Annotated in this window: 18 protein-coding genes and 1 tRNA gene; 12 read left to right on the top strand and 7 right to left on the bottom strand. The window is 52.8% G+C overall.

Features of this window, described 5'->3' with window-relative positions; genetic code table 11:
- From KCR01S_RS01885 to mgtE, 6 genes are all read left to right on the top strand, one after another.
- Positions 1-1169: porin OmpC (locus tag KCR01S_RS01885; RefSeq protein WP_072277057.1), on the top strand; the 1169-nt coding region annotated here is incomplete at its 5' end.
- A gap of 101 nt (positions 1170-1270) precedes the next feature.
- Positions 1271-2323 carry an FAD:protein FMN transferase ApbE gene (gene apbE, locus KCR01S_RS01880; protein ID WP_061279448.1) on the top strand — a complete coding sequence of 351 codons (1053 nt, stop codon included), beginning with the start codon at positions 1271-1273 and terminating at the stop codon, positions 2321-2323.
- 73 nt (positions 2324-2396) lie between these two features.
- On the top strand, positions 2397-3452 hold the full coding sequence (gene ada, locus KCR01S_RS01875) for a bifunctional DNA-binding transcriptional regulator/O6-methylguanine-DNA methyltransferase Ada (protein WP_061279447.1): 1056 nt from the start codon (positions 2397-2399) through the stop codon (positions 3450-3452).
- On the top strand, positions 3452-4096 hold the full coding sequence (gene alkB / locus KCR01S_RS01870) for a DNA oxidative demethylase AlkB (protein ID WP_061279446.1): 645 nt from the start codon (positions 3452-3454) through the stop codon (positions 4094-4096). Before ada ends, alkB begins: the two co-directional genes overlap by 1 nt.
- 80 nt (positions 4097-4176) lie before the next feature.
- Positions 4177-5820 carry a multidrug ABC transporter permease/ATP-binding protein gene (locus tag KCR01S_RS01865; RefSeq protein ID WP_061279445.1) on the top strand — a complete coding sequence of 548 codons (1644 nt, stop codon included), beginning with the start codon at positions 4177-4179 and terminating at the stop codon, positions 5818-5820.
- Between the two features lie 127 nt (positions 5821-5947).
- Positions 5948-7384 carry a magnesium transporter gene (mgtE, locus tag KCR01S_RS01860; protein WP_061279444.1) on the top strand — a complete coding sequence of 479 codons (1437 nt, stop codon included), beginning with the start codon at positions 5948-5950 and terminating at the stop codon, positions 7382-7384.
- Here mgtE and KCR01S_RS01855 read toward each other — a convergent pair.
- Positions 7347-8576: a SulP family inorganic anion transporter gene (locus KCR01S_RS01855; RefSeq protein ID WP_061279443.1), complete on the bottom strand. Its 1230-nt coding sequence runs from the start codon at positions 8574-8576 to the stop codon at positions 7347-7349. The two genes, mgtE and KCR01S_RS01855, sit on opposite strands and share 38 nt — an antisense overlap.
- A gap of 273 nt (positions 8577-8849) precedes the next feature.
- On the opposite strand from KCR01S_RS01855, the gene mqo reads away from it, so the two are divergent.
- Positions 8850-10502 carry a malate dehydrogenase (quinone) gene (gene mqo / locus KCR01S_RS01850; RefSeq protein ID WP_061279442.1) on the top strand — a complete coding sequence of 551 codons (1653 nt, stop codon included), beginning with the start codon at positions 8850-8852 and terminating at the stop codon, positions 10500-10502.
- A gap of 79 nt (positions 10503-10581) precedes the next feature.
- On the opposite strand, the gene eco is transcribed toward mqo, so the two are convergent.
- Positions 10582-11073 carry a serine protease inhibitor ecotin gene (gene eco / locus KCR01S_RS01845; protein ID WP_061279441.1) on the bottom strand — a complete coding sequence of 164 codons (492 nt, stop codon included), beginning with the start codon at positions 11071-11073 and terminating at the stop codon, positions 10582-10584.
- Positions 11074-11247: 174 nt separating this feature from the next.
- Between eco and KCR01S_RS01840 the strand changes: the two genes are divergently transcribed.
- The 3 genes from KCR01S_RS01840 (at position 11248) to KCR01S_RS23775 (ending at position 14061) form a co-directional block, all read left to right on the top strand.
- Entirely contained in the window at positions 11248-11751 is a 504-nt protein-coding gene (locus tag KCR01S_RS01840; RefSeq protein ID WP_156478730.1) for a phospholipase D family nuclease, read from the top strand.
- A 601-nt stretch (positions 11752-12352) separates the two neighbouring features.
- Positions 12353-12991, top strand: a complete 639-nt coding sequence (locus KCR01S_RS01835; RefSeq protein WP_061279471.1) for a CatB-related O-acetyltransferase — start codon at positions 12353-12355, stop codon at positions 12989-12991.
- A gap of 437 nt (positions 12992-13428) precedes the next feature.
- Complete coding sequence (locus tag KCR01S_RS23775; RefSeq protein WP_072277056.1) at positions 13429-14061, top strand: hypothetical protein; 633 nt, start codon at positions 13429-13431, stop codon at positions 14059-14061.
- A 337-nt stretch (positions 14062-14398) separates the two neighbouring features.
- On the opposite strand, the gene KCR01S_RS01830 is transcribed toward KCR01S_RS23775, so the two are convergent.
- The 3 genes from KCR01S_RS01830 to KCR01S_RS01820 all read right to left on the bottom strand — a co-directional run bounded on the left by KCR01S_RS01830 (position 14399) and on the right by KCR01S_RS01820 (position 16551).
- Positions 14399-14475 (bottom strand) — tRNA-Pro (locus KCR01S_RS01830).
- A 75-nt stretch (positions 14476-14550) separates the two neighbouring features.
- Positions 14551-16305, bottom strand: a complete 1755-nt coding sequence (gene yejM / locus KCR01S_RS01825) for an LPS biosynthesis-modulating metalloenzyme YejM (protein ID WP_061279440.1) — start codon at positions 16303-16305, stop codon at positions 14551-14553.
- Between the two features lie 18 nt (positions 16306-16323).
- Complete coding sequence (locus KCR01S_RS01820) at positions 16324-16551, bottom strand: YejL family protein (protein ID WP_061279439.1); 228 nt, start codon at positions 16549-16551, stop codon at positions 16324-16326.
- Positions 16552-16734: 183 nt separating this feature from the next.
- Here KCR01S_RS01820 and yejK point away from each other — a divergent pair, with 183 nt between their 5' ends.
- Both yejK and KCR01S_RS01810 read left to right on the top strand, forming a co-directional pair.
- Entirely contained in the window at positions 16735-17742 is a 1008-nt protein-coding gene (gene yejK, locus KCR01S_RS01815; RefSeq protein ID WP_061279438.1) for a nucleoid-associated protein YejK, read from the top strand.
- Between the two features lie 282 nt (positions 17743-18024).
- The gene (locus KCR01S_RS01810) at positions 18025-19989 is read left to right on the top strand and encodes a glycosyl hydrolase family 28 protein (protein ID WP_061279437.1); all 1965 of its coding nucleotides are present in this window, start codon (positions 18025-18027) and stop codon (positions 19987-19989) included.
- A gap of 52 nt (positions 19990-20041) precedes the next feature.
- Here KCR01S_RS01810 and rplY read toward each other — a convergent pair whose 3' ends face one another.
- On the bottom strand, positions 20042-20326 hold the full coding sequence (rplY, locus tag KCR01S_RS01805; protein WP_061279436.1) for a 50S ribosomal protein L25: 285 nt from the start codon (positions 20324-20326) through the stop codon (positions 20042-20044).
- Between the two features lie 186 nt (positions 20327-20512).
- Positions 20513-21472, bottom strand: a complete 960-nt coding sequence (locus KCR01S_RS01800; RefSeq protein WP_061279470.1) for a YbgA family protein — start codon at positions 21470-21472, stop codon at positions 20513-20515.
- Positions 21473-21525: the final 53 nt, after the last annotated feature.

Below are 21525 nucleotides of genomic sequence, written 5' to 3'. Positions count from 1 at the left end.
TTAAAGTACTGTCCCTCCTGGTACCAGCTCTGCTGGTAGCGGGCGCAGCAAATGCGGCTGAAATTTATAACAAAGATGGCAACAAATTAGATCTGTACGGTAAAGTCGACGGCCTGCACTATTTCTCTAGCGACAACGGTAACGACGGCGACCAGTCTTACGTTCGTCTGGGCTTCAAAGGTGAAACTCAGGTTAACGATCAGCTGACCGGTTACGGCCAGTGGGAATACAACGTTCAGGCGAACAACACCGAAGGTTCTTCTGATCAGGCGTGGACTCGTGTGGGCTTCGCTGGTATCCGCGTTGCTGACGCTGGTTCTTTCGACTACGGTCGTAACTACGGCGTTGTTTACGACGTTACTTCCTGGACTGACGTTCTGCCAGAATTCGGCGGCGACACCTACGGTTCCGACAACTTCATGCAATCCCGTGCTAACGGCGTTGCGACCTACCGTAACACCGACTTCTTCGGTCTGGTTGATGGTCTGAACTTTGCTCTGCAGTATCAGGGTAAAAACGGCAGCGTTTCTGGTGAAGGCGCAACGGCTAACGGTCGTCAGGCTCTGAAACAGAACGGTGACGGCTTCGGCGGTTCCATCACTTATGACATCGGTGCAGGCTTCAGCGTTGGTGGTGCAATCTCCTCCTCCAAACGTACCACCGATCAGAACAACAGCTCCTTCGCAATCAAAAATGATGCAGGCGTTCAGACTGGCACCAGCGAAATCTACGGTAGCGGCGATCGTGCTGAAACCTATTCTGGTGGCGTGAAATACGACGCTAACAACATCTATCTGGCAGCGCAGTACACCCAGACTTACAACGCAACTCGTTTCGGTGGTTCCCCGAACGCTGGCGTTTACGGTTATGCTGACAAAGCTCAGAACTTCGAAGTGGTTGCACAGTACCAGTTCGACTTCGGTCTGCGTCCATCCATCGCTTACCTGCAGTCTAAAGGCAAAAACATCGACAACGGTGTTGCTGGCGGCAACTACGGCGACCAGGATCTGCTGAAATATGTTGATGTAGGTGCGACTTACTACTTCAACAAAAACATGTCTACCTACGTTGACTACAAAATCAACCTGCTGGACAAAAACGACTTCACCACTGCAGCCGGTATCTCTACCGATAACATCGTTGCACTGGGTATAGTTTACCAGTTCTAATACTGTTAACACCGCGAAAAGGGGCCATTTGGCCCCTTTTTTTATGCCGGAATTTAGTGAATTAGTGTACTCTTGCGCCGATTGCAGGAGGGTAATAACGGATGGAAATGACATTGTTACGTGTGGCGCTGGTAAGCGTCGTTTTACTGCTGGCTGGCTGCGATAACGCCAGCGCTCCCCCGGCGCCAAAAGCGGTGGCGACCGTGCTTGAAGGCAAAACCATGGGCACATTCTGGCGCGTTAGCGTAGTGGGAATGGATAACGCGCGGGCGGAAGATCTCCGACAAAAAGTGCAACAACAGCTCGACGCTGACGATCAGTTGCTATCAACGTGGAAAAATGACTCCGCCCTGATGCGCTTTAACCATTCCAACAGCATGACCCCGTGGCCAGTTAATGAAGCCATGGCGGATATTGTCACTGAGTCGCTGCGTATCGGCTATAAAACGCAGGGGGCCATGGATATCACCGTCGGCCCGCTGGTTAATCTGTGGGGCTTTGGCCCGGATAAACAGCCGGTCAAAACCCCGACCCAGGCGCAAATTGATGCCGCTAAAGCGCGTACCGGGCTCGCGTTTCTCTCGGTGATTAACCGTTCAGGCCGGCAGTATTTGCAAAAATCGATCCCCGATCTGTATGTCGATCTCTCCACCGTTGGTGAAGGCTATGCGGCCGATCATCTGGCACGATTGATGACCGAAGAAGGGATCTCTCGTTATCTGGTTTCGGTTGGCGGCGCGTTGGTGAGCCGTGGTATGAACGCCGAGGGACAGCCTTGGCGAGTGGCGATACAAAAGCCCACGGACCGGGAAAACGCGGTGCAGGCCATCGTTGATATTAACGGCCACGGGATTAGTACATCCGGCAGCTATCGTAACTACTACGAGCTCGACGGCCAGCGGATCTCACACGTTATCGACCCGCAAACCGGGCGGCCAATTACCCATAAGCTGGTCTCGGTGACGGTCATTGCGCCAACCGCCCTGGAAGCCGATGGCTGGGATACCGGTTTAATGGTGCTTGGCCCGCAAAAAGCCCAGCAGGTTGTTCGTGAGTACGGGTTGGCGGTATACATGATTATGAAAGATGGCGATGGTTTCACCACCTGGATGTCGCCGCAGTTCAAGACATTCCTCGTCGGCGGGAAAAATTAAAAAGCAAGATTGTGGGTTTTTTAATTCCTCCCTTTGGGCACAGTGATGGTTACACTAAAGGGAGGAGCCTGTTATGACATCTCACACGCTACATACCGACGAAGATCGCTGGCAAGCGGTCCTCGACCGCCGCGACGATGCGGATGGTCAATTCGTCTTTGCGGTGCAAACGACCGGTATTTTTTGCCGTCCGTCCTGTCGCGCCCGTCATGCGCTACGGCGCAACGTGCGTTTCTATCCCAATGCCGATGCGGCATTGGCCGCCGGATTTCGCCCCTGTAAACGCTGTCAGCCTACAGCGCTCACGCCTGAACAGCAGAAAATTGATAAGGTTGCCTATGCCTGCCGATTGCTGGAGCAGGAAACTCCGCTGACGCTGGACGCGCTTGCTCAGGCTGTTGCGGTCAGTCCATATCATTTCCATCGCATGTTCAAATCAATCACCGGTATGACGCCGAAAGGCTGGCAGCAGGCGTGGCGTGCGCGGCGCTTACGCGAAACGTTAACTGAGGGCGAAACCGTCACGCACGCGGTGCTGGCGGCCGGATTTCCAACCAGTAGCAGCTATTATCGGCATGCTGATGACATGCTCGGCATGACGGCGAAAAGCTATCGACAGGGCGGCAAAGCGGCAGAGATACACTATGCGACAGGTGAGTGCTCACTGGGGCGCTGTCTGGTGGCAATAAGCGAACGTGGGATTTGCGCCGTGCTGCTGGGGGATGATGATTCAGCGCTGGTGGATGAACTACAGCGCAGCTTACCTGCGGCGCGCTGCCTACCGGCTGATGCGGCCTTCAGCCTGCAAATCGCCGAGGTTATCACCAGCCTCAATCAACCGGTGGCATCATTATCATTACCCTTAGACATTCGCGGCACCGCATTCCAACAGCAGGTATGGCAGGCTTTGCGCGCTATACCGGCGGGAGAGACGCGCAGCTATCAGCAGGTCGCTCAAAGCATGGGGAATCCACAGGCAGTGCGGGCGGTGGCCAGCGCCTGTGCAGCAAATCGGCTGGCTATTCTGGTGCCATGCCACCGGGTTGTGCGTGGCGATGGTTCTCTTTCTGGCTATCGCTGGGGCGTGGCGCGTAAAGCGGCACTTCTACAACGAGAAAAGGAGCGCTGATGCTGGATCTGTTTGCTGATGAAATGCCTTGGTCAGAACCGCTGGCGCCCGGTGCGGTGATTCTTCGCCGCCAGGCGCGCGAGCAGAGTGCGGTACTGTTTGCTACCATTGCACAGGTGGCTGCCATTTCCCCTTTTCGCCAGATGGTGACTCCAGGCGGTTATACCATGTCGGTGGCGATGACCAATTGCGGCCCGTATGGCTGGAGTACAGACCGGCACGGTTACTGCTATGCCGCCGTCGATCCGCTGACCGGAAAACCGTGGCCCGCAATGCCAGACTGTTTTCGCACGCTCGCCCAAGCCGCGGCGAGCCACGCGGGCTATCCGGCGTTTGACCCTGATGCCTGCCTGATTAACCGCTACCAGCCCGGGGCAAAGCTGTCGCTGCATCAGGACAAAGATGAGGCGCGGCTGGACGCCCCAATTGTCTCCGTCTCGCTCGGTTTGCCTGCGACCTTTCAGTTTGGTGGCCTGAAACGTACCGATCCGCTTCAGCGCGTGTGGCTGGAACACGGTGATATCGTGGTATGGGGCGGTGAGTCACGGCTCTTTTATCATGCTATTTTACCGCTCAAAGCGGGCAGCCATCCTCAGGTTGGCCCATGGCGCTATAATCTGACCTTCCGTCGCGCCACGGAATGATGAATAAAAATAAGAATTATTCTTGATGTAACCTCTGAGCAGTTTACACTGCTGGCTGTTTTTTCTTGCTGGTTGCTGCTATGGAACTTCTGTTACTTGTCTGGCGTCAATATCGCTGGCCTTTTATTGGCGTAATGGCGTTGAGCTTGCTCAGCGCGGTGCTGGGTATCGGTCTCATCGCCTTTATCAACGTCCGTCTGATTGAGACGGTCGATACCACTTTTGCCGTACTGCCGGAATTTCTAGGCCTGCTGCTGCTGCTGATGGCGGTCACGCTGGGATCCCAGTTGGCACTCACCACGTTAGGGCACCACTTTGTCTACCGCCTGCGTCGTGAATTTATCAAACGTATTCTCGACACCCAGGTTGAACGGGTGGAGAAGCTCGGCAGTGCGTCGCTGTTGGCGGGGCTGACCAGCGATATCCGCGCCATCACCATTGCCTTCGTGCGTCTGCCTGAACTGGTGCAGGGAATTATTCTGACCTTTGGTTCTGCCGCCTATCTGGCGGTGCTGTCAACCAAAATGCTGCTGATCACCGCGCTGTGGGTGGCGTTGACCATCTGGGGTGGTTTCTTATTGGTTGCACGCGTCTATAAGCACATGGCGACGCTGCGCGAAACGGAAGACCGGCTGTATAACGACTATCAAACGGTGCTGGAAGGACGCAAAGAGCTGACGCTCAATCGCGAACGTGCGGAATACGTTTTTGAACAGCAGTTCACGCCGGATGCCAAAGCCTATCGCCATCATATTGTCCGGGCGGATACCTTCCACCTGAGCGCGGTGAACTGGTCGAATATTATGATGCTGGGCGCAATTGGCCTGGTGTTCTGGATGGCTAACGGTCTGGGCTGGGCTGATACCAATGTGGCCGCCACCTATTCGTTGACGCTGCTGTTCCTGCGTACGCCGCTGCTGTCGGCGGTAGGTGCGCTGCCAACGTTGTTAAGCGCACAGGTGGCATTCAACAAGCTCAAGACGTTTTCCCTCGCGCCATATCAGGAAGCGTTCCCGCAGCCTGTGGCGCACTCGAACTGGCAAACGCTTGAGTTGCGCGATGTGAGCTTCCACTATGAAGACAACACATTTGCCGTTGGCCCGCTGAATCTGACGCTAAAACGCGGTGAACTGGTGTTCCTGATTGGCGGCAACGGTAGCGGTAAATCCACGCTGGCGATGCTGCTGACCGGGCTGTATCAACCGGTTTCCGGACAGATTCTTCTCGACGGACAACCGCTGGCGGCAGAAAAGCCGGAAGATTACCGCAAACTGTTCTCGGCGGTGTTCACCGATGTCTGGCTGTTCGAACACTTACTGGGGCCGGATGGCCAACAGGCGGATCCGCAACTGGTCGATAAATGGCTGACGCAGCTGCAAATGACCCATAAGGTCAAACTCGATAATGGTCGTATTCTGGATCTGAAATTGTCCAAGGGGCAGAAGAAGCGCGTGGCGCTGCTGCTGGCCCTGGCGGAAGAGCGCGATATCATTATGCTGGATGAATGGGCCGCCGATCAGGATCCGCATTTCCGCCGCGAATTTTATCAGGTGCTGCTGCCGCTGATGCAGCAAATGGGTAAAACGATTTTCGCCATCAGCCATGACGATCACTATTTCGTGCATGCCGATCGTCTACTGGAGATGCGTAACGGTCAGCTTAGTGAGCTGGTAGGCGAAGAGCGCGAACGCGCCTCGCGAGACGCCGTAGCCCGAACTGCCTGATTTTTTGGCCGCTTTGGCGTTTTTTTCAACGCTTGAGCGGCCCGTTTAGCCTTTTTTACATACCCCGCGCTATGCTTAGAGCGCCCACTCATCCGACTGGGCGAACCTTGACGAATAAGGATTATTCATGTCTCTGTTGAAGAAGAACAGCGCTCGGCTGCGCGACGAAGAGCGTATGCGCCTTATCTGGTTGTTGACCACCGATAAGGCCATTACCTCTGCGCTGCTGGGCAAACTGACGCTCGCCGAACAGTATGATGAAAGTACGCTGGTTGACGACCTGGCGGAGGTCGGCGCGCTGGTGGCACATCTGCAGCCGGCGGATCTGGCCGATACCCTGGAAGCCTTGCCGTCAGAAGAGCGTCACGCGCTGTGGAACATGATCGAAGACGATCGCCGCGGGAAAGTGTTGCTGGAAGCATCGGAGAACGTCTGGGACGACCTCATCGAAGACATGAGCGACCGGGCGTTGCTCGATGCACTGCAAACGCTGGATATTGACGAACAGATTTACCTCGTTCAGCACCTGCCTCGCGATCTGACTGGACGTCTGCTGGCCTCCATGACGCCTGAAGAACGCGCGCGCGTACGACAGGTGATGAACTATGCCCACGACTGCGTCGGTTCGATCATGGAGTTCGAGGTGATCACTATCCGGCCGGATGTGACGCTCGCCTCGGTCCAACGCTTTCTGCGGCGACTGGGAAAAATGCCGGAGAATACCGATAAGCTGTTTGTCATTCAGCGCGACCAAACGCTGATTGGCGAACTGGAACTGAAAACGATATTGCTCAACCCCGCCGATCGCCTTGTTCATGAGGTGATGGAGGCCGAACCGGTGGCTTTCCATCCGGAAGAGAAATCAGAAATCGTCGCGCGTACCTTCGAACGTGACAACCTGATCAGCGCCGCGGTGATTGATTCCCAGGGCAAACTGATGGGGCGTTTAACCATCGATGAGATCGTTGATGTGGTCTACGAAGAGACCGACAGCGATTTACGCCGTATGGGGGGCTTGAGTAGCGATGAAGACGTTTATGCGCCGGTGATGAAAGCGGTGAAAACCCGTTGGGCATGGCTGGCGATTAACCTTTGCACCGCGTTTATAGCCTCGCGGGTAATTGACGGTTTTGAACATACGATTTCACAGCTGGTGGCGCTGGCGTCGCTTATGCCTATTGTGGCCGGTATTGGCGGCAACACCGGTAACCAGACGATCACCATGATTGTGCGCGCGCTGGCATTACAGCATATTCAGCCGGGTAACTTTTCGTTCCTGATCCTACGTGAAATGGGCGTGGCGCTGATTAACGGTATCGTCTGGGGCGGAATTATGGGCGGCGTCACCTGGTTCTTGTATGACGATATGCATTTGGGAGCAGTGATGTCGCTGGCGATGATCCTCAACCTGCTGGTGGCCTCGGTCATGGGCGTGCTGATCCCGATGATCATGGTCAAGTTGGGTCGCGACCCGGCGGTCGGTTCAAGCGTGATGATCACCGCGATCACCGACACCGGGGGCTTCTTTATTTTTCTTGGGCTGGCGACGCTGTTTCTGCTTTAAGTTTTGCCCGCTGTTTCAGCCGTGCGGGAACCAGCAGCAGCATAATAATGCCGGCCAGTACGCCAATGGCCAGGTTTCCGGTAGTGACCGTCGCGGCGACGGTCATCAACATCACCAGGGTTTCCGGCCACGGCGTGAGTTTAAGCGTTGCCGGCTGGAGGCTCTGCCAGCTAAAGGTTTTAAACGCCACAATCACCATGATGCCCGCCAGTACCGACATCGGGATCAACGCCATGACTTCGCTTAATGCGGTGACCAATAGCAGCAGGACCAGCGCAGCAGCGACGGTAGAAACGCGGCTGCGTCCTTTGCCCATCTCCACGTTAACAATCGTTTGACCGATCATCGCGCAGCCCGCGATACCGCCATAGCAGCCGGCCAGGATATTGGCGATGCCCAGACCCGCGCTCTCGCGGGTTTTGTTTGATGGCGTCAGCGTTAAATCATCCACCAATTTGGCGGTGAGCAGTGACTCCATCAGTCCGACAAAAGCGATACTCAGTGCGCAGGGCCAGATAATTTGTAGCGTATTGAGATTAAACGGAACCAGCCACTGGGTGAGCCCCGGAAGCCCACCCGCCATCGACCCCTCATCGCCCACCGTGGGCAGAGTCTGTCCGCTGGTTGCGGTGTACAGCGTGAGTAAAACGACCGCGACCAAGGGTGACGGAACGCTTTTAACGACTTTGGGGAGCCACAGAACAATCAAAATGGTCGCGGCAAACAGGGCGACGATGAGCGGGCTACGGCTCCAAAAGTGGGGGACCTGAGCAAAGAAAATCAGGATACCCAGAGCGTTAACAAAACCGCTCATGACCGAAGCTGGGATGAAGCGCATCAGCTTTGCCATGCCGCATACGGCAAACAGTATCTGGATAATACCTGCCATTACTACCGCTGGCAGGATGTATGCGACCCCATGCTGGTGTACCATCGGGCCGATCACCAGCGCGACGGAACCGGCCGCCGCAGTGACCATCGCTGGACGGCCACCGAGAAACGACATCGACAGACACAAAACCACGGAAGCGATCAGGCTAACTTTAGGATCGACGCCGGCAATGACGGAAAATGAAATGACTTCCGGGATGAGCGCCAGCGCGGTAATCACGCCCGCCAGTACTTCACGCGTTAATAGCGCGGGGGATTGCAAAGTGGTCAATAGAGATGAAGAAGAGGGGGTGTTTGGCATAGGTTGTTCGCAGGTTATCGATGGCCGGTTTTCCATAAGCCACAGCTTCCGTGCGTACCATCACAAAGGGGAGAATAATACCGCTTCCCGTCACACTCTACCAGTACCAAATCTCATTTTCTGTACACATTTATTAAACATTTTAATAACAGATCTCAAAACTCAACTTAAATTTTAAACAATATTTAAATTCACCCCGCCTGGTGGTAACTTAACCGTACGGATGTTTTTACCTGCATGTAACAAATCGCAAGTCAAGTAAGGCCCCCTACGATGAAAAAGAACAAAGCTGTACCCAACGCACAGAAATCGGGTACCGAGAAGGTTTCTGTGGCGACTAAGGCGAAGGCTCGTGTGGTGCACGAGACAGACGTATTGCTGATCGGTGGCGGAATCATGAGCGCTACGCTGGGTACATGGCTGCAGGAGCTTGAGCCAGACTGGTCGATTACCATGGTTGAGCAGATGGAAAGCGTGGCGGAAGAGAGCTCAAACGGCTGGAACAACGCCGGTACCGGGCACTCGGCGCTGATGGAACTCAACTATACTCCGCAAAAAGCTGACGGCTCCGTCAGCATCGAAAAAGCCATTGATATTAACGAAGCCTTCCAGATTTCTCGTCAGTTCTGGGCACACCAGGTGACGCGCGGCGTGCTGACGCAGCCGAAAAGCTTTATCAATACCGTGCCGCACATGAGCTTTGTGTGGGGCGATGACAACGTAAACTTCCTGCGTGCACGCTACCGCGCGCTGCAAAAGAGCCCGCTGTTTAACGGCATGCGCTACTCTGAAGACCACGAACAAATTAAACAGTGGGCACCGTTGGTGATGGAAGGGCGTGACCCGCAGCAGAAAATTGCCGCTACGCGCACTGAAGCGGGCACTGACGTTAACTATGGCGAGATCACCCGTCAGATGATTAACGCACTGAAAAAACACGACCGCTTCACGCTGCAGCTCAACACCGTGGTTCGCCGCTTCCACCGCAATGCGGACAACAGCTGGAACGTCACGGTGTCTGATGCCAACAACAGCCATGCTAAACGTACCATTAAAGCCAAGTTTATCTTTATCGGTGCCGGCGGTGCGGCGCTGAAATTGATGCAGCAGACCAAAATTCCGCAGGCGAAAGAGTACGCGGGCTTCCCGGTGGGGGGCCAATTCCTGGTGTGTGACAACCCTGAAGTGGTCAATCACCATCTGGCGAAAGTCTACGGTCAGGCTTCGGTCGGTGCGCCACCCATGTCGGTCCCGCACATTGACACTCGCATTATTGATGGTAAACGAGTGGTGCTGTTTGGGCCGTTTGCGACCTTCTCGACGCGTTTTTTGAAAAACGGCTCACTGTGGGATCTGCTGGCGTCCACCAACAAATCGAACATTTTGCCGATGCTGAACGTTGGGCTGGATAACTTTGACCTGGTCAAATATCTGGTGGGGCAGGTGCTGCAAAAAGATAAAGACCGCCATGCGGCGCTGCGCGCCTACTATCCGATGGCCAAAAAGCAGGACTGGCGCTTATGGCAGGCGGGTCAGCGGGTGCAGATTATTAAACGCGACGCGCGTATCGGCGGCGTTTTGCGCCTGGGCACCGAAGTGGTGAGTGATGACGAAGGCACCGTGGCCGCGCTGCTGGGGGCATCACCGGGCGCATCAACGGCGGCCCCGATCATGCTGGATCTGCTGGAGAAAGTGTTCAAAGAGAAAATGCAGACCGCCGAGTGGCAGCAAAAAATCCGCGCCGTGGTACCCACGTACGGTTCGACGCTGACTGAGAATCCACATTTAATCGACCAGACGCTCGCCTATACCAGCGAAGTGCTGGGGCTGCGTCACGAAGTTGCGCGCGAAGCCGATCCGGTTCCCGCGGTTCAGACACCGTCGAAGCCGCTCGAAGTGAAGGAAATCGCGGATATCGCACTGTAAGTGTCAGGTATAAAAAAACCGGCCAGTTGGCCGGTTTTTTCGTTTCTCAAACCCGGATAAGCGGCCCGGGATTGAGTGATTAACGCACAACGGCGTTCTGTACGGTTTCCTGGGCTTCCCAAACGCGGTATTTCACATCGACGTTTTCTGGGGTATAGACCACGATCGGCAGTTTGCTGTTGTAGCGCAGCATGCCGTCGTCACCCAGTGAAGCGGTAACAAACTGTTTGGTTTTCTTTTTGTCAGGGCACGCCATCATGGTGGACATCGGGCCACTGACTTTCTCAACCACGTAGTAGTCGTAACCCCAGCCTTCCAGCGTTTTGCTTTCCAGCTTCGCGCCCAGACGGTGGTGGTTGCAGTCGACTTCCAGATTCTGGCCAACCAATAATTCTACCTTAAAGGCAGATTCATCTTTTTGTTCCGGCAACTGAATAACCTGACGCTTCATGCCTTTCTGCGCCTGCGGGTAGGGCGCAACCTTTTCCAGCGGCTGTTCTGCGGCCCAGGCGGTGCTGGAAGCACAGACGATGGCGAGTAATGAAGCGGCAAGTTTGTGTGTGTTTTTCACTGTTCATCCTTTTTATCAGTATGCAACAAGAGGAGAATATCATTCCTGACATCAATGGTAATCGTATTTTACTGAATTTTGCATTAGGAATAGTTCTATATATTGAGTTTATGAATAATTGTAGCGATTATCACTTTCATTGCTAACGGTGCTGTCCTGACATTCTGCGAGTGAATGATGATCAAGCGATTTCTCATTATAGTCACAATATTGTGCGCTATCCCTGTCGCCAATGCCTCTGTGCAGGCTGGGTTTTCACCGGAAGGGTCGGCGCGTGCGCTGGTACTGGCATCGATCAATCACGCGAAAGTATCGATTGATATGATGGCGTACTCATTCCAGGCCAAAGATATTGTTAGCGCCTTAGTGCACGCTGAAAAACGTGGGGTGAAGGTGAGGGCGGTGATTGATAAGCATCGGAATGCGGGGGCGGTAAGCCAAAAGGCTATTGCGTTGGCACAGGCAAATGGCATCGCGCTACGCTTTGACGATCATTATCACCTCCAGCATGACAAACTGATGATTGTTGACGGCAACATGCTGGAAACGGGATCGTTTAATTTTGCTCAATCCGCGGAGGTGGCCAATTCGGAGAATGTATTGGTCATCCGGGATGAACCTGCGGTAATAAGCCAGTTTCAGGCGCATTTTGATAGCCGTTGGCAAATAGCGAAATAAACGTAGGGCTCCTGCGTATTCTCTTTTCGGGGAGTGTTATTCAGAGCGTCTGCTCTGAGCCGAATTCGTCAGGTAGAAAGAGAGATGAGGGGGCTGATTTCCTTTTGCGGGCATTCCGCGACCTTTCTTAGCACCCGAAGTACGTTAGCGTGCTCATCTATTTTATGTCAGATGATTAATTTTATATTCGTTACGGGTTACCCGTAACAGCAAAACAAATATTATACAAATAATTAAATACATTACCGATAATAGTCATTGTCGCTATTTAAAAATGGCCCGGCAGAAGTGGCTATTAATCATGCGTTGATAATAGTTCTGAACATGAGTGAATTTTCAATTATTAAGTTGCATGTCTTATCGGTGAGTAAACTGACATGAAGTGTTGTTTAATTATTGGTATCTCGTTTGTTAAATGAATTAAAGTTAATAATGTTGGTAATGAGATGATGCTGAGCACGCTAATGATTATCTCAGGAGTGATGCTTCCTGAAAATTTGTTAGGCTATTACGATGCTAACTACTTGATAGAAAAGTGAAGGTTGATCTACTCTCTACGCCTATAACCATTAACTTCAATGAATCAACATGGTGCATGCAGATGAATGATAAACACTGGACCGAAGTTGAGTATTTGCACCAAACGGTGACCAACCCCAACATTATTATAAAAGGGACTCGCAGTTACTACAGCGACTGCTGGGATAATGGTTTTGAGCGCTCAGTCGTCCGGTATCTACACGGCAGTGCGGCGAGCCAGTCGTGGCCGCCATTAGGGCCGGTAGACCAATTGTTTATCGGTAATTTTGTCTGCATTGCTGCTGAGGCCGTTATCCTGATGGGAGGTAATCATACCCATCGGATGGATTGGATCAGTCTTTACCCCTTTGCTGAATCAATAGAAGAATGTTACCAGGAGCGCGGTAACACCGTGATAAAAGACGGGTGCTGGATTGGTATGCGCGCCATGATAATGCCGGGCGTTACGATAGGCGAGGGGGCAGTTATTGCCGCTGGTGCGGTTGTCACTAAAGATGTCCCACCCTATGCGGTATATGGCGGTAATCCGGCAAAGTTTATTAAGTATCGCTTTGTTGAATCAGATATCAAACGCATAGAGGCGTTAAACCTCTATGCGATGAGTGAAGATGACATCCTCTCATTACAGCCATTGCTCTCCAGCCATGATATTGTGGGCCTTGAAAAAGCGGTAGGGGAGCTAAAAAAGAGCCGCAACTAGCTTTGACTGCTTATGTTTCAAGGGGGCATGGTCAGAATAGAGTCTCTGATGTAGCTGTCACTCGCGTTTATCCCATACCAGATAGAGATTATTAGTCAGTATAGCACCGCTGGCCTGCGATAAGGTCAGTTTATCTATTTAATAATGATTCTTTTTTCTTTCAGTGTACTAGTTTGCTGTTCAAACTTTATCCTTCACCGATTGTCTGTTATTTAAGTACAAATGTTATACAAATATTTAAAAAATAAATCTAAAATAATCATTTTAATAATTATGATCAGGGATAACTGGTATTACCTCACCGCCTGAATTGAACATTCTTTATTTTGAATATTGTAATTCTGTGTAAAGAGTAATAGATTAATTTCCCCTGTTAGTAGTCCTTTGATTCTTTTTATTCTTATACAAATATTTAACTCATGGTGATGATGTTTCATATGAAACTTTCTATTGTTGCTTTAATTGTATTATCTGTTTCTTCTTTTGCTGCGAGTGCTGTTGATTTATCTCAGGCTCAAGAACACGCTGCCCATATGGATCGTTACGGTGATGCTGTTAATAATGGTTATGAAGAAGCTAAACATTCTCAGGGACGTGATGCTGACGCAATGATCGATACGGTTAAGGGTATCGATTCAGAACGTGCTCAAGCTAGTGCTGATTTAAACAGTGCAGAGCAAGCGGCTGCTAATGCTGCAGTTCAGTCAGTTGCTAACTATGGTACTAAAGGAAACCCGAACCTAAATCCACAGGTAAATAACTACGGTACTAAGAATAATCCCGGTTTAGTCTCTCAAGTTAATCCAAATAAAAACCCACAAGCACCTGTTTATTCTGGTACTTCTATTCGTCCTGCAACGGGGGTTACCGTACCAGGTTATGTAGTTTCTAAACATCCACCTTTTGCAGGTGAGTCATGGAGTAACGGACGTGGAACCAATAGCGGTAGTCATGACCACAGTGGTACTGGTAATGGTTCTAATAATGCTGCTAATAGCAATAGCGCTCATGGATTAGGCGGGGGCGATCACATTGGTGGTGGTCGTTCCGGCGGTGGATATCACTATTAATGAGAGGCTGTAGTAAAAATAAGAGGGGGCTTTGATAGCCTCTTCGATAAATCCTTCAATCGCTTGTGTCCGTCAATCGATAGAATCAACAATCCTTAGTCATCGAGCGTATCGCATTGCCCGTGTTGCATATGGGCGTTAGCGACCGTTTGGGTCTTACCATGGGTCAATCATAGTGGCGACGCCTTCTCATTGATACATAGGCGATCAGTTGATTGGGTTTTGCGGAAGAAGCAGAAGATAGGGCAGATAAAGTTAGTTAATACCCGCGGTGTTACACCGCGGGTACGATAACGACTTTTTCAGGAGCCTAAGCTCATGATTGCCACTTAACGGTTGGTCGGCACGGAGAGATTTGAACTCTCGACCCTCGCCACCCCATGACGATGCGCTACCAGGCTGCGCTACGTGCCGATGCATGGGTAAAATACTACCGCTTTTATCGCTGATTGCAAGAGGGCAACCGCCGACTGATTCACAATTAATCAATCAGTTAGCGATGAAGCGTTTTTCCTCGGTCAGCACCTGTAGCAGCAAACTGAGCTGCGGTTTCGGATCGTGCTCTTTCTCGCCGGAGGCGGTCCACGTTTTATAGTGGCCGTTATGGTCGAGCACCACCGTAATGGTCGGTGTGGTAATCGCCAGCGTGCTGTTATCCGCAGCGGTAACCCAATTGTGGCGACGGGTCGCACTGAACAGATCCTGCCCCTGCGAGTATTCATTCGCTGGCGTGCTGACGTGCAGCAGGCGCTGCATGAGGGTAGTCATAATATCTTTATGATCGGTTAGCATATCAATACGCTGTGCCGGTGTCCCCGGCCAGTGGATAACTAACGGAACCTGAAGTCGCGCGCGTGACCAATCGGAGTTGCTCGTCTGGTTATTGAGCGCAATGCCGTGTCCTGCGGTAATAATGACGACCGTATCATCAAGTTTGCCGGACTCGCGGAGCGCATCCAGTACTCGACCTACCTGCGTGTCAACGTCAGCGGCTGCGCGGCTATATTGGCGATCGCTCAGTTCAGTCGTGTTGACGGTCGTGCCGTTGAACGAAACCCACGAGAACCAGCGGTTTTCATCCTGCGCGTTATTTTGTAGCCAGTTTATCCACTGGCTGGCCGTTTGCATGTCATTTTGTGACTTACTCGGCGGCAGGGAGAAGTCAGACAGCAGCGCCTGGCGATAAATTGGGCTGGTAAAGCCATCAGAGGAGAACAGCCCAAGCTGATAGCCCTGCTGGTTGAGCGCGCTAATCAGCGCTGCAGGCATACGCGCCGCGAGCACGCCGTCCATATAGGCCGGTGAAATACCGTAGAACAGGCCGAAGATACCGTTGTCCGCGGTGTTGCCAGCACTCATATGTTGGGTGAAGTTAACGTTGCTGTTCGCAAAGTTTGCCAGCGATGGCATCTGCTGCTCGTAGCGCGAGTAGTTCAGGCCGTCGACGGTAATCAGCAGCACATTTTTGCCAGCGCCCATATCCCGATAGCGCAAGTCGCTCAGCGGGTATTGAACGGAAACCGCTTCAGGATCGCCTTGTTCAATCAGGCGACGCTGATAATCCTGGGCGTCCAGCAGACCGTGTTTTTCCAGGAAACGGCGCGCCGTCATCGGATAAGAGAGCGGCAGGTTGGCGCGCTGCATGGTCACCGGACGATAGAAATTGGCATCAGCCCAGATATACATCACGTGTGAAGCGATGAAGGAGGCGAAGAAGAACCAGGCAACAGGGCGCGCGTAGTGGCGGCGGCGCGTTAGGCTACGCAGTTTTTGCCAACTCCAGGTGGCAAAGAGCATCTCGACCAGCAAAATCACCGGCACGCTGATAAACATCAGCTGCCAGTCGCGCGCCATTTCATTTTGGTCGGGGTTTATGACCAGTTCCCACACCACCGGATTGAGGTGCAGGTGGAAGCGGGTAAAGACCTCGCTGTCGATAAGCAGCATCGTCATGCCAGCCGTCGCCAGGATGGCGGACAGGAAGCGCATTAAGCGCTGGGACATGACGATAAAGGTCAGGGGGAACAAGATCAGCAGATAGGCGGAAAACACCAAAAAGCTGAAATGCCCGACAAGGCTGATGTAGGAGTAAATGCGTCCTGCCAGCGTCGTCGGCCAGTCGGCGACAAAAAGATAGCGACTACCGAGCACCATGGCCAACAGCATGTTGAACAGGGCGAACCAGTGTCCCCAGCTAACCATCTGGGAGACTTTTTCTCGGTAAGGCTGACGATGAGTCACCATAAACTGTTGCTTGTACCCTTAGTGCGCAGGATCGCTGTTAATAGAAGACTGCAGCGCCTGGGCGAAAGAACGCGCGATAGCCTGGCGTTGAGCCGGAGCGACGCTGCTGTTAATCAGATTGGTGACCATATTACCCAGCACCATCAAAGACAGGTCGGTTGGGGTCTTATGTTCTTCCAGTACGTTGGCGAGCTCACTCAGCAGCTGTTCGACGTGTTCATCACTGTAGCGGGATTGTTGTGGCATAAATCGAAATCGGTCCGTTCATTAAAGGGCAGTATATTACCGTAGCAGCAGTATTTTTTCCGCTTTTTTTCAGCGTAACGCGTTATCCTTTCGCCATTATACTGCCACCACTGCGGTAATGTGCGTGTTGCACTGTTGCATCGGGGGTGGTTGAATACACCCGATCTTAAAGGAGAGTTTAACATGAGTCTGGATATCGACCAGATTGCTTTGCATCAGCTCGTCAAACGCGACGAGCAAAACCTGGACGTTGTGCTGCGCGATTCGCTGCTGGAGCCCACCGCACCGGTTGAAGAGATGATGGCTGAGCTGCATCGGGTGTATAGTGCGAAAAACAAAGCTTACGGCCTGTTTACCGAAGAGAGCGAACTGGCGCAGGCGCTAAAACTGCAGCGTCAGGGCGAAGAGGATTTCCTCGCATTCAGCCGTGCCGCCACCGGTCGTCTGCGCGATGAGCTGGCGAAATACCCGTTTGCTGACGGCGGTATCGTGCTGTTTTGCCACTACCGCTATCTGGCGGTAGAGTATTTGTTGGTTGCGGTGCTGAATAACCTGAACAGCATGCGCGTCAACGAACAGCTGGATATCAGTGCGACCCACTATCTGGATATCAACCATGCGGATATCGTGGCGCGTATTGATCTGACCGAGTGGGAAACCAATCCTGAGTCAACGCGTTATCTGACCTTCCTCAAAGGTCGGGTCGGGCGCAAAGTGGCCGATTTCTTCATGGATTTCCTTGGCGCGAGCGAAGGGCTGAACGCCAAGGTGCAAAACCGTGGGCTGCTGCAAGCCGTTGACGATTTTGCTGCCGAAGCGCAGCTCGATAAAAACGAACGCCAAAACGTGCGCCAGCAGGTGTATGCCTATTGCAACGAGCAGCTGCAGGCGGGGGAAGAAATTGAGCTGGAATCGCTGTCAAAAGAGCTTTCTGGCGTCAGTGAAGTGAGCTTCAGCGAGTTTACCGCTGAAAAAGGCTACGAGCTGGAAGAGAGCTTCCCGGCGGACCGCAGTACGCTGCGCCAGCTAACCAAGTTTGCCGGTAGCGGCGGCGGGCTGACGATTAACTTCGATGCCATGCTGCTGGGTGAGCGTATTTACTGGGATCCGGCAACCGATACTCTAACCATTAAAGGCACGCCGCCAAATCTGCGCGACCAGCTACAGCGTCGCACTTCTGGCAAAAGCTAAGACCTTCCTCTCAAGCCCGCACAGCGCCGTGCGGGCTTTGTCTCTTCGCGTAACCGTCTGTTTTGAGTGATATCACTCTCAATTCTGATCCTGTCTATTTTTTGCGCCGGTCAAATCTTGACCTTACTCTCAGTTATTTCTCAAGAAAATAAATAAAAATACGTTTCATTTAAAGTGAATGATTATTTTGATTTTTAAAAGGGGAGAGCTGACTCCCGGTGGGTGAGGCTCATGGACGCGGTTTTGCAGGCAACCGCGGATAACAGAGAGGAAAAATAGAATATGCATAATGCTTTCAGGCCATCCCGGTTCATGCTGGCGACGGCAGTGATGTTCGTCGGAGCCGCCGTTGGTTGCGACGATAGCGCTGCCGCTCAGCGTGAAGCATCGGCCGCGCCGCAAAACCTTCAGTCACCGGTTCTCTCCACCGACGACAGTCGTGCGGTACTGGTGTGGGAAAAACCACTGACGAAGGCCGATAAGGTGGTGGACTACCACGTCTATCGTGGTGGCGAGCTATTGGGGAGCGCGCGGGATAATCAGGATAGTTTCTCCCCCGCCAAGCCCTATATCGATAACTTTTACCAGTCTTTGGATAGCGATAGCTGGCAGCACAAGGTCGATCTGCGTAGCTTTACCGCCGAGGGTTTGAAAGCCGATAGCGAATACCAGTTTACCGTGCGGGCGGTCTATTCGGATGGCAACGAGTCGGTCGACAGCGCCCCGGTGACGCTGCATACCCGCAAAACGCCGCACGTGGTGGAGGTGAAAACTCACGGCGCGGTGGGCGATGGGAAAACGTTGGATACCGCTGCGCTACAGCAGGCGATAGATAGCTGCACGGTGGCCCGCTATCCGCAAGGATGTAAAGTCCTGGTGCAGGGCGGCGTATTCAAAACCGGCGCGCTGTTCTTGCATAGCGATATGACGCTGGAGATCGCCGAAGGGGCAACGCTGCTCGGTTCGGAAGATCCCGCGCAGTACCCGCTGAATAAGGGCTATTACCTTTATCCATACACCGATAATCCGTTACCAAAACGCCCGCCATCGCTTATTAATGCCCTGGCTGACGATGATAAAGGCAGTTCACATGCGGGGACCTTCCGCAATATTCGGATTGTGGGGAAGGGCACTGTCGATGGCAACGGCTGGACGCGAGGCGTGAAGCAGGGGGGACCTGAGTCTATTGTCGATGAGATCGGTAATTCACTGCCGCAGTATCGCGCCAGCAACGCCAAAAAAGTGGGTGATGACGGCATTTTGGCTAAAAACCAGACCGAACAGGCGGTTGCTGACGGCATGGATCGCGATAGCGCCTATAAAAATCGCCGTTCCAGCCTGATGACGCTGCGTGGCGTCAGTAATCTCTATCTTGAGGGGCTGACGATCCTCAACCCAGCCTTCCATGGGGTGATGGTATTGGAATCGGAGAACATCACCATGAATGGGCTGGTGCATAAAACTTTCGATGGCAATAACGCCGACGGTATTGAACTCGGAAATAGCCAGAATGGGCTGATATTCAATAACTTCTTTGATACCGGTGACGACGGTATGAACTTTGCTGCTGGCTATGGCAAAGGCGTGGAAACCTTCGCGCAAAAAGCACAAAGCGGCGCGTGGATCTTCAATAACTACTTCCGTAAAGGGCACGGTGCGGTGGTGACCGGTAGCCATACCGGCGCATGGATTGAGAAGATCGTTGCCGAAGATAACGTCATGTATCTCACCGACATTGGTCTGCGAATGAAAAGCCGGCCTTATTATGGCGGCGGCGCTCGCGATGTGGTGTTCCGCAATAACGCAATGAAAGACCTGGCGAAAGAGCCGTTTATCTTCACCATCAAATACAGTGCCGATGTTAACGACACGACGCCCGCCGTTGAGCCGGCGCAGTTCCGCGACGTTACTGTGCAGAATGTCACGGTTGACGGTACGGCAGCGAAAAAAAGCATTGTGGTTGATGGGATGACGGTGCTGGAGATGATGACTGCGTACGGTATTACCTATCCGCGCGATGCCTATCATCAGAATCTGACATTCAGCCATGTGAAGTTCCGCAACGTTCAGGCGAGTAAAATCACCTTTCTGCGTGACAGCCAGTTCGATCAGGTTAGCTTTGGCAATACCGACAAAGCCTGGAGTTTTGCCCAGGTTAGCGGTATTACGCTTGCAGATAGCGTGAATAACGAGGTGATTTCGGCAACAGGGAAGGAGGCGGTTGTACGGGAGGCGGCGACAAAGTAAAAAAAACGGCTCCGTAAGGAGCCGTTCTTCGGTCACGTTGACTGGTTTGCGATTAAGCGCGAACGAAGTCGATGTGAGCCAGCTTTGGCTTGAACGGGTGACGCTGTACAGCCTGAGCTTTAACTTTTTCTTCTTTACCATCAACAACGATGGTCAGAACTTCGCTGTAGAATTCAGCGTTGTTCTGGAGGTTCCACAGCTTGTCGTGATCCAGTTCGATAGCAACCGGAGCTGCTTCGCCACCATAAATGATAGCTGGGAACTTGTTAGCTGCGCGCAGGCGGCGGCTCGCACCCTTACCCTGCTCTTTACGTGCTTCTGCATTGAAAGTAAACATTGATAGCTCTCTATATAAATCCTGCTACAGGCGACCCAGCAGCAGGCAATTGATCTGCTTCACGGATGTGAAAGCGGGCGGCATTATAGCCCCCAATTCCCCATTGGGCAATGAAAACATCGAATTGGCCGAGAGGCGGAGCCACCCGATCAAGGCTGGGTGGCGATATGGCTTGCGAAGGGCGAATCAGTTGGCGGTTAAGCGCAGGCGCAGGCTGTCCGGGTAGGGGGAGAAATACTTTTGCGTCAGCAGATAATCATCCGGGTGCTCAGCCAGATAATGCTGTAGCAGCGTCAGCGGGGCGAGAATGGGCAGACGTCCAGCGTGATAGTTAACAATCACATCGCGCAGTTCGGCCCGCTGACGCACATTGAGCTGCTCGCGGAAATACCCCTGGATATGCATCAGCACGTTGGTGTGGTTTTTACGCGACGCGGGCTGCTGCAAAATGGCCATCAGCTTTTCCCGATAGGCAATAAAAAAGGCCTCCAGGTCATCCCACTCATGAATACGGGCGATAAACGGGCCGATTTTTCGATATCCCGGCTGGCTGTGTGCCAACAGATGCAGTTTATAGCGGCTGTGAAACGCCAGCAGAGCACCGCGGCTAAGCCCATCCTGGCGCAGGGCATTGAGTTCATGCAGCGCAAATACGCGGGCGACGAAATTCTCACGCAAAATCGGGTCGTGCAGTCGCCCGTCCTCCTCTATAGGCAGCCATGGGTAGCGCTGGCGAAGGGCCGCGGTAAATAAGCCAACGCCTTCTTTGGCTCCGCGATTCCCTTGTTCATCATATAGTCGCACCCGTTCCATACCGCAGCTTGGCGATTTGGCACAGACAATAAAGCCGGCATATTCGGCAGCATTAGGCAGATAGCCGTCAGTAAAATGCTGCATTTTCTCGGTAACGTCTTTATCCAGATCGAGGCTAAAGCGTAATCGGGTATCCCCGGCGGTCGTGTTGACGAGTCGCAGCGCCGGGCGAGGTGTGGGGAGGCCAATCGCCATCTCCGGGCAGACGGGTTTGAAGGTCACCCACTCGGCGAGTTCATCCATCACAAAGCCCATCCGTTTGTGTCCGCCATCAAAACGTACCGCCGCGCCGGTCAGGCAACCGCTAATCCCCAGTGTCGGTTTACTGATCATCATTTCATCTCCTTAACCGTGCGTTATCACTAAAGCATAGATTCTTCCGTTTC

This window comes from Kluyvera cryocrescens NBRC 102467 (genome assembly GCF_001571285.1).
Lineage (GTDB): Bacteria > Pseudomonadota > Gammaproteobacteria > Enterobacterales > Enterobacteriaceae > Kluyvera > Kluyvera cryocrescens.
This window is presented reverse-complemented; position numbering and strand designations above follow the sequence as displayed.

What these genes read in the sequence shown, in the direction of transcription:
- apbE (WP_061279448.1), top strand. Translation starts at nt 1,271, where the DNA reads ATGGAAATGACATTGTTACGTGTGGCGCTGGTAAGCGTCGTTTTACTG.
- ada (WP_061279447.1), top strand. Translation starts at nt 2,397, where the DNA reads ATGACATCTCACACGCTACATACCGACGAAGATCGCTGGCAAGCGGTC.
- alkB (WP_061279446.1), top strand. Translation starts at nt 3,452, where the DNA reads ATGCTGGATCTGTTTGCTGATGAAATGCCTTGGTCAGAACCGCTGGCG.
- KCR01S_RS01865 (WP_061279445.1), top strand. Translation starts at nt 4,177, where the DNA reads ATGGAACTTCTGTTACTTGTCTGGCGTCAATATCGCTGGCCTTTTATT.
- mgtE (WP_061279444.1), top strand. Translation starts at nt 5,948, where the DNA reads ATGTCTCTGTTGAAGAAGAACAGCGCTCGGCTGCGCGACGAAGAGCGT.
- KCR01S_RS01855 (WP_061279443.1), bottom strand. Translation starts at nt 8,576, where the DNA reads ATGCCAAACACCCCCTCTTCTTCATCTCTATTGACCACTTTGCAATCC.
- mqo (WP_061279442.1), top strand. Translation starts at nt 8,850, where the DNA reads ATGAAAAAGAACAAAGCTGTACCCAACGCACAGAAATCGGGTACCGAG.
- KCR01S_RS01840 (WP_156478730.1), top strand. Translation starts at nt 11,248, where the DNA reads ATGATGATCAAGCGATTTCTCATTATAGTCACAATATTGTGCGCTATC.
- KCR01S_RS01835 (WP_061279471.1), top strand. Translation starts at nt 12,353, where the DNA reads ATGAATGATAAACACTGGACCGAAGTTGAGTATTTGCACCAAACGGTG.
- KCR01S_RS23775 (WP_072277056.1), top strand. Translation starts at nt 13,429, where the DNA reads ATGAAACTTTCTATTGTTGCTTTAATTGTATTATCTGTTTCTTCTTTT.
- yejM (WP_061279440.1), bottom strand. Translation starts at nt 16,305, where the DNA reads ATGGTGACTCATCGTCAGCCTTACCGAGAAAAAGTCTCCCAGATGGTT.
- KCR01S_RS01820 (WP_061279439.1), bottom strand. Translation starts at nt 16,551, where the DNA reads ATGCCACAACAATCCCGCTACAGTGATGAACACGTCGAACAGCTGCTG.
- yejK (WP_061279438.1), top strand. Translation starts at nt 16,735, where the DNA reads ATGAGTCTGGATATCGACCAGATTGCTTTGCATCAGCTCGTCAAACGC.
- KCR01S_RS01810 (WP_061279437.1), top strand. Translation starts at nt 18,025, where the DNA reads ATGCATAATGCTTTCAGGCCATCCCGGTTCATGCTGGCGACGGCAGTG.
- rplY (WP_061279436.1), bottom strand. Translation starts at nt 20,326, where the DNA reads ATGTTTACTTTCAATGCAGAAGCACGTAAAGAGCAGGGTAAGGGTGCG.
- KCR01S_RS01800 (WP_061279470.1), bottom strand. Translation starts at nt 21,472, where the DNA reads ATGATCAGTAAACCGACACTGGGGATTAGCGGTTGCCTGACCGGCGCG.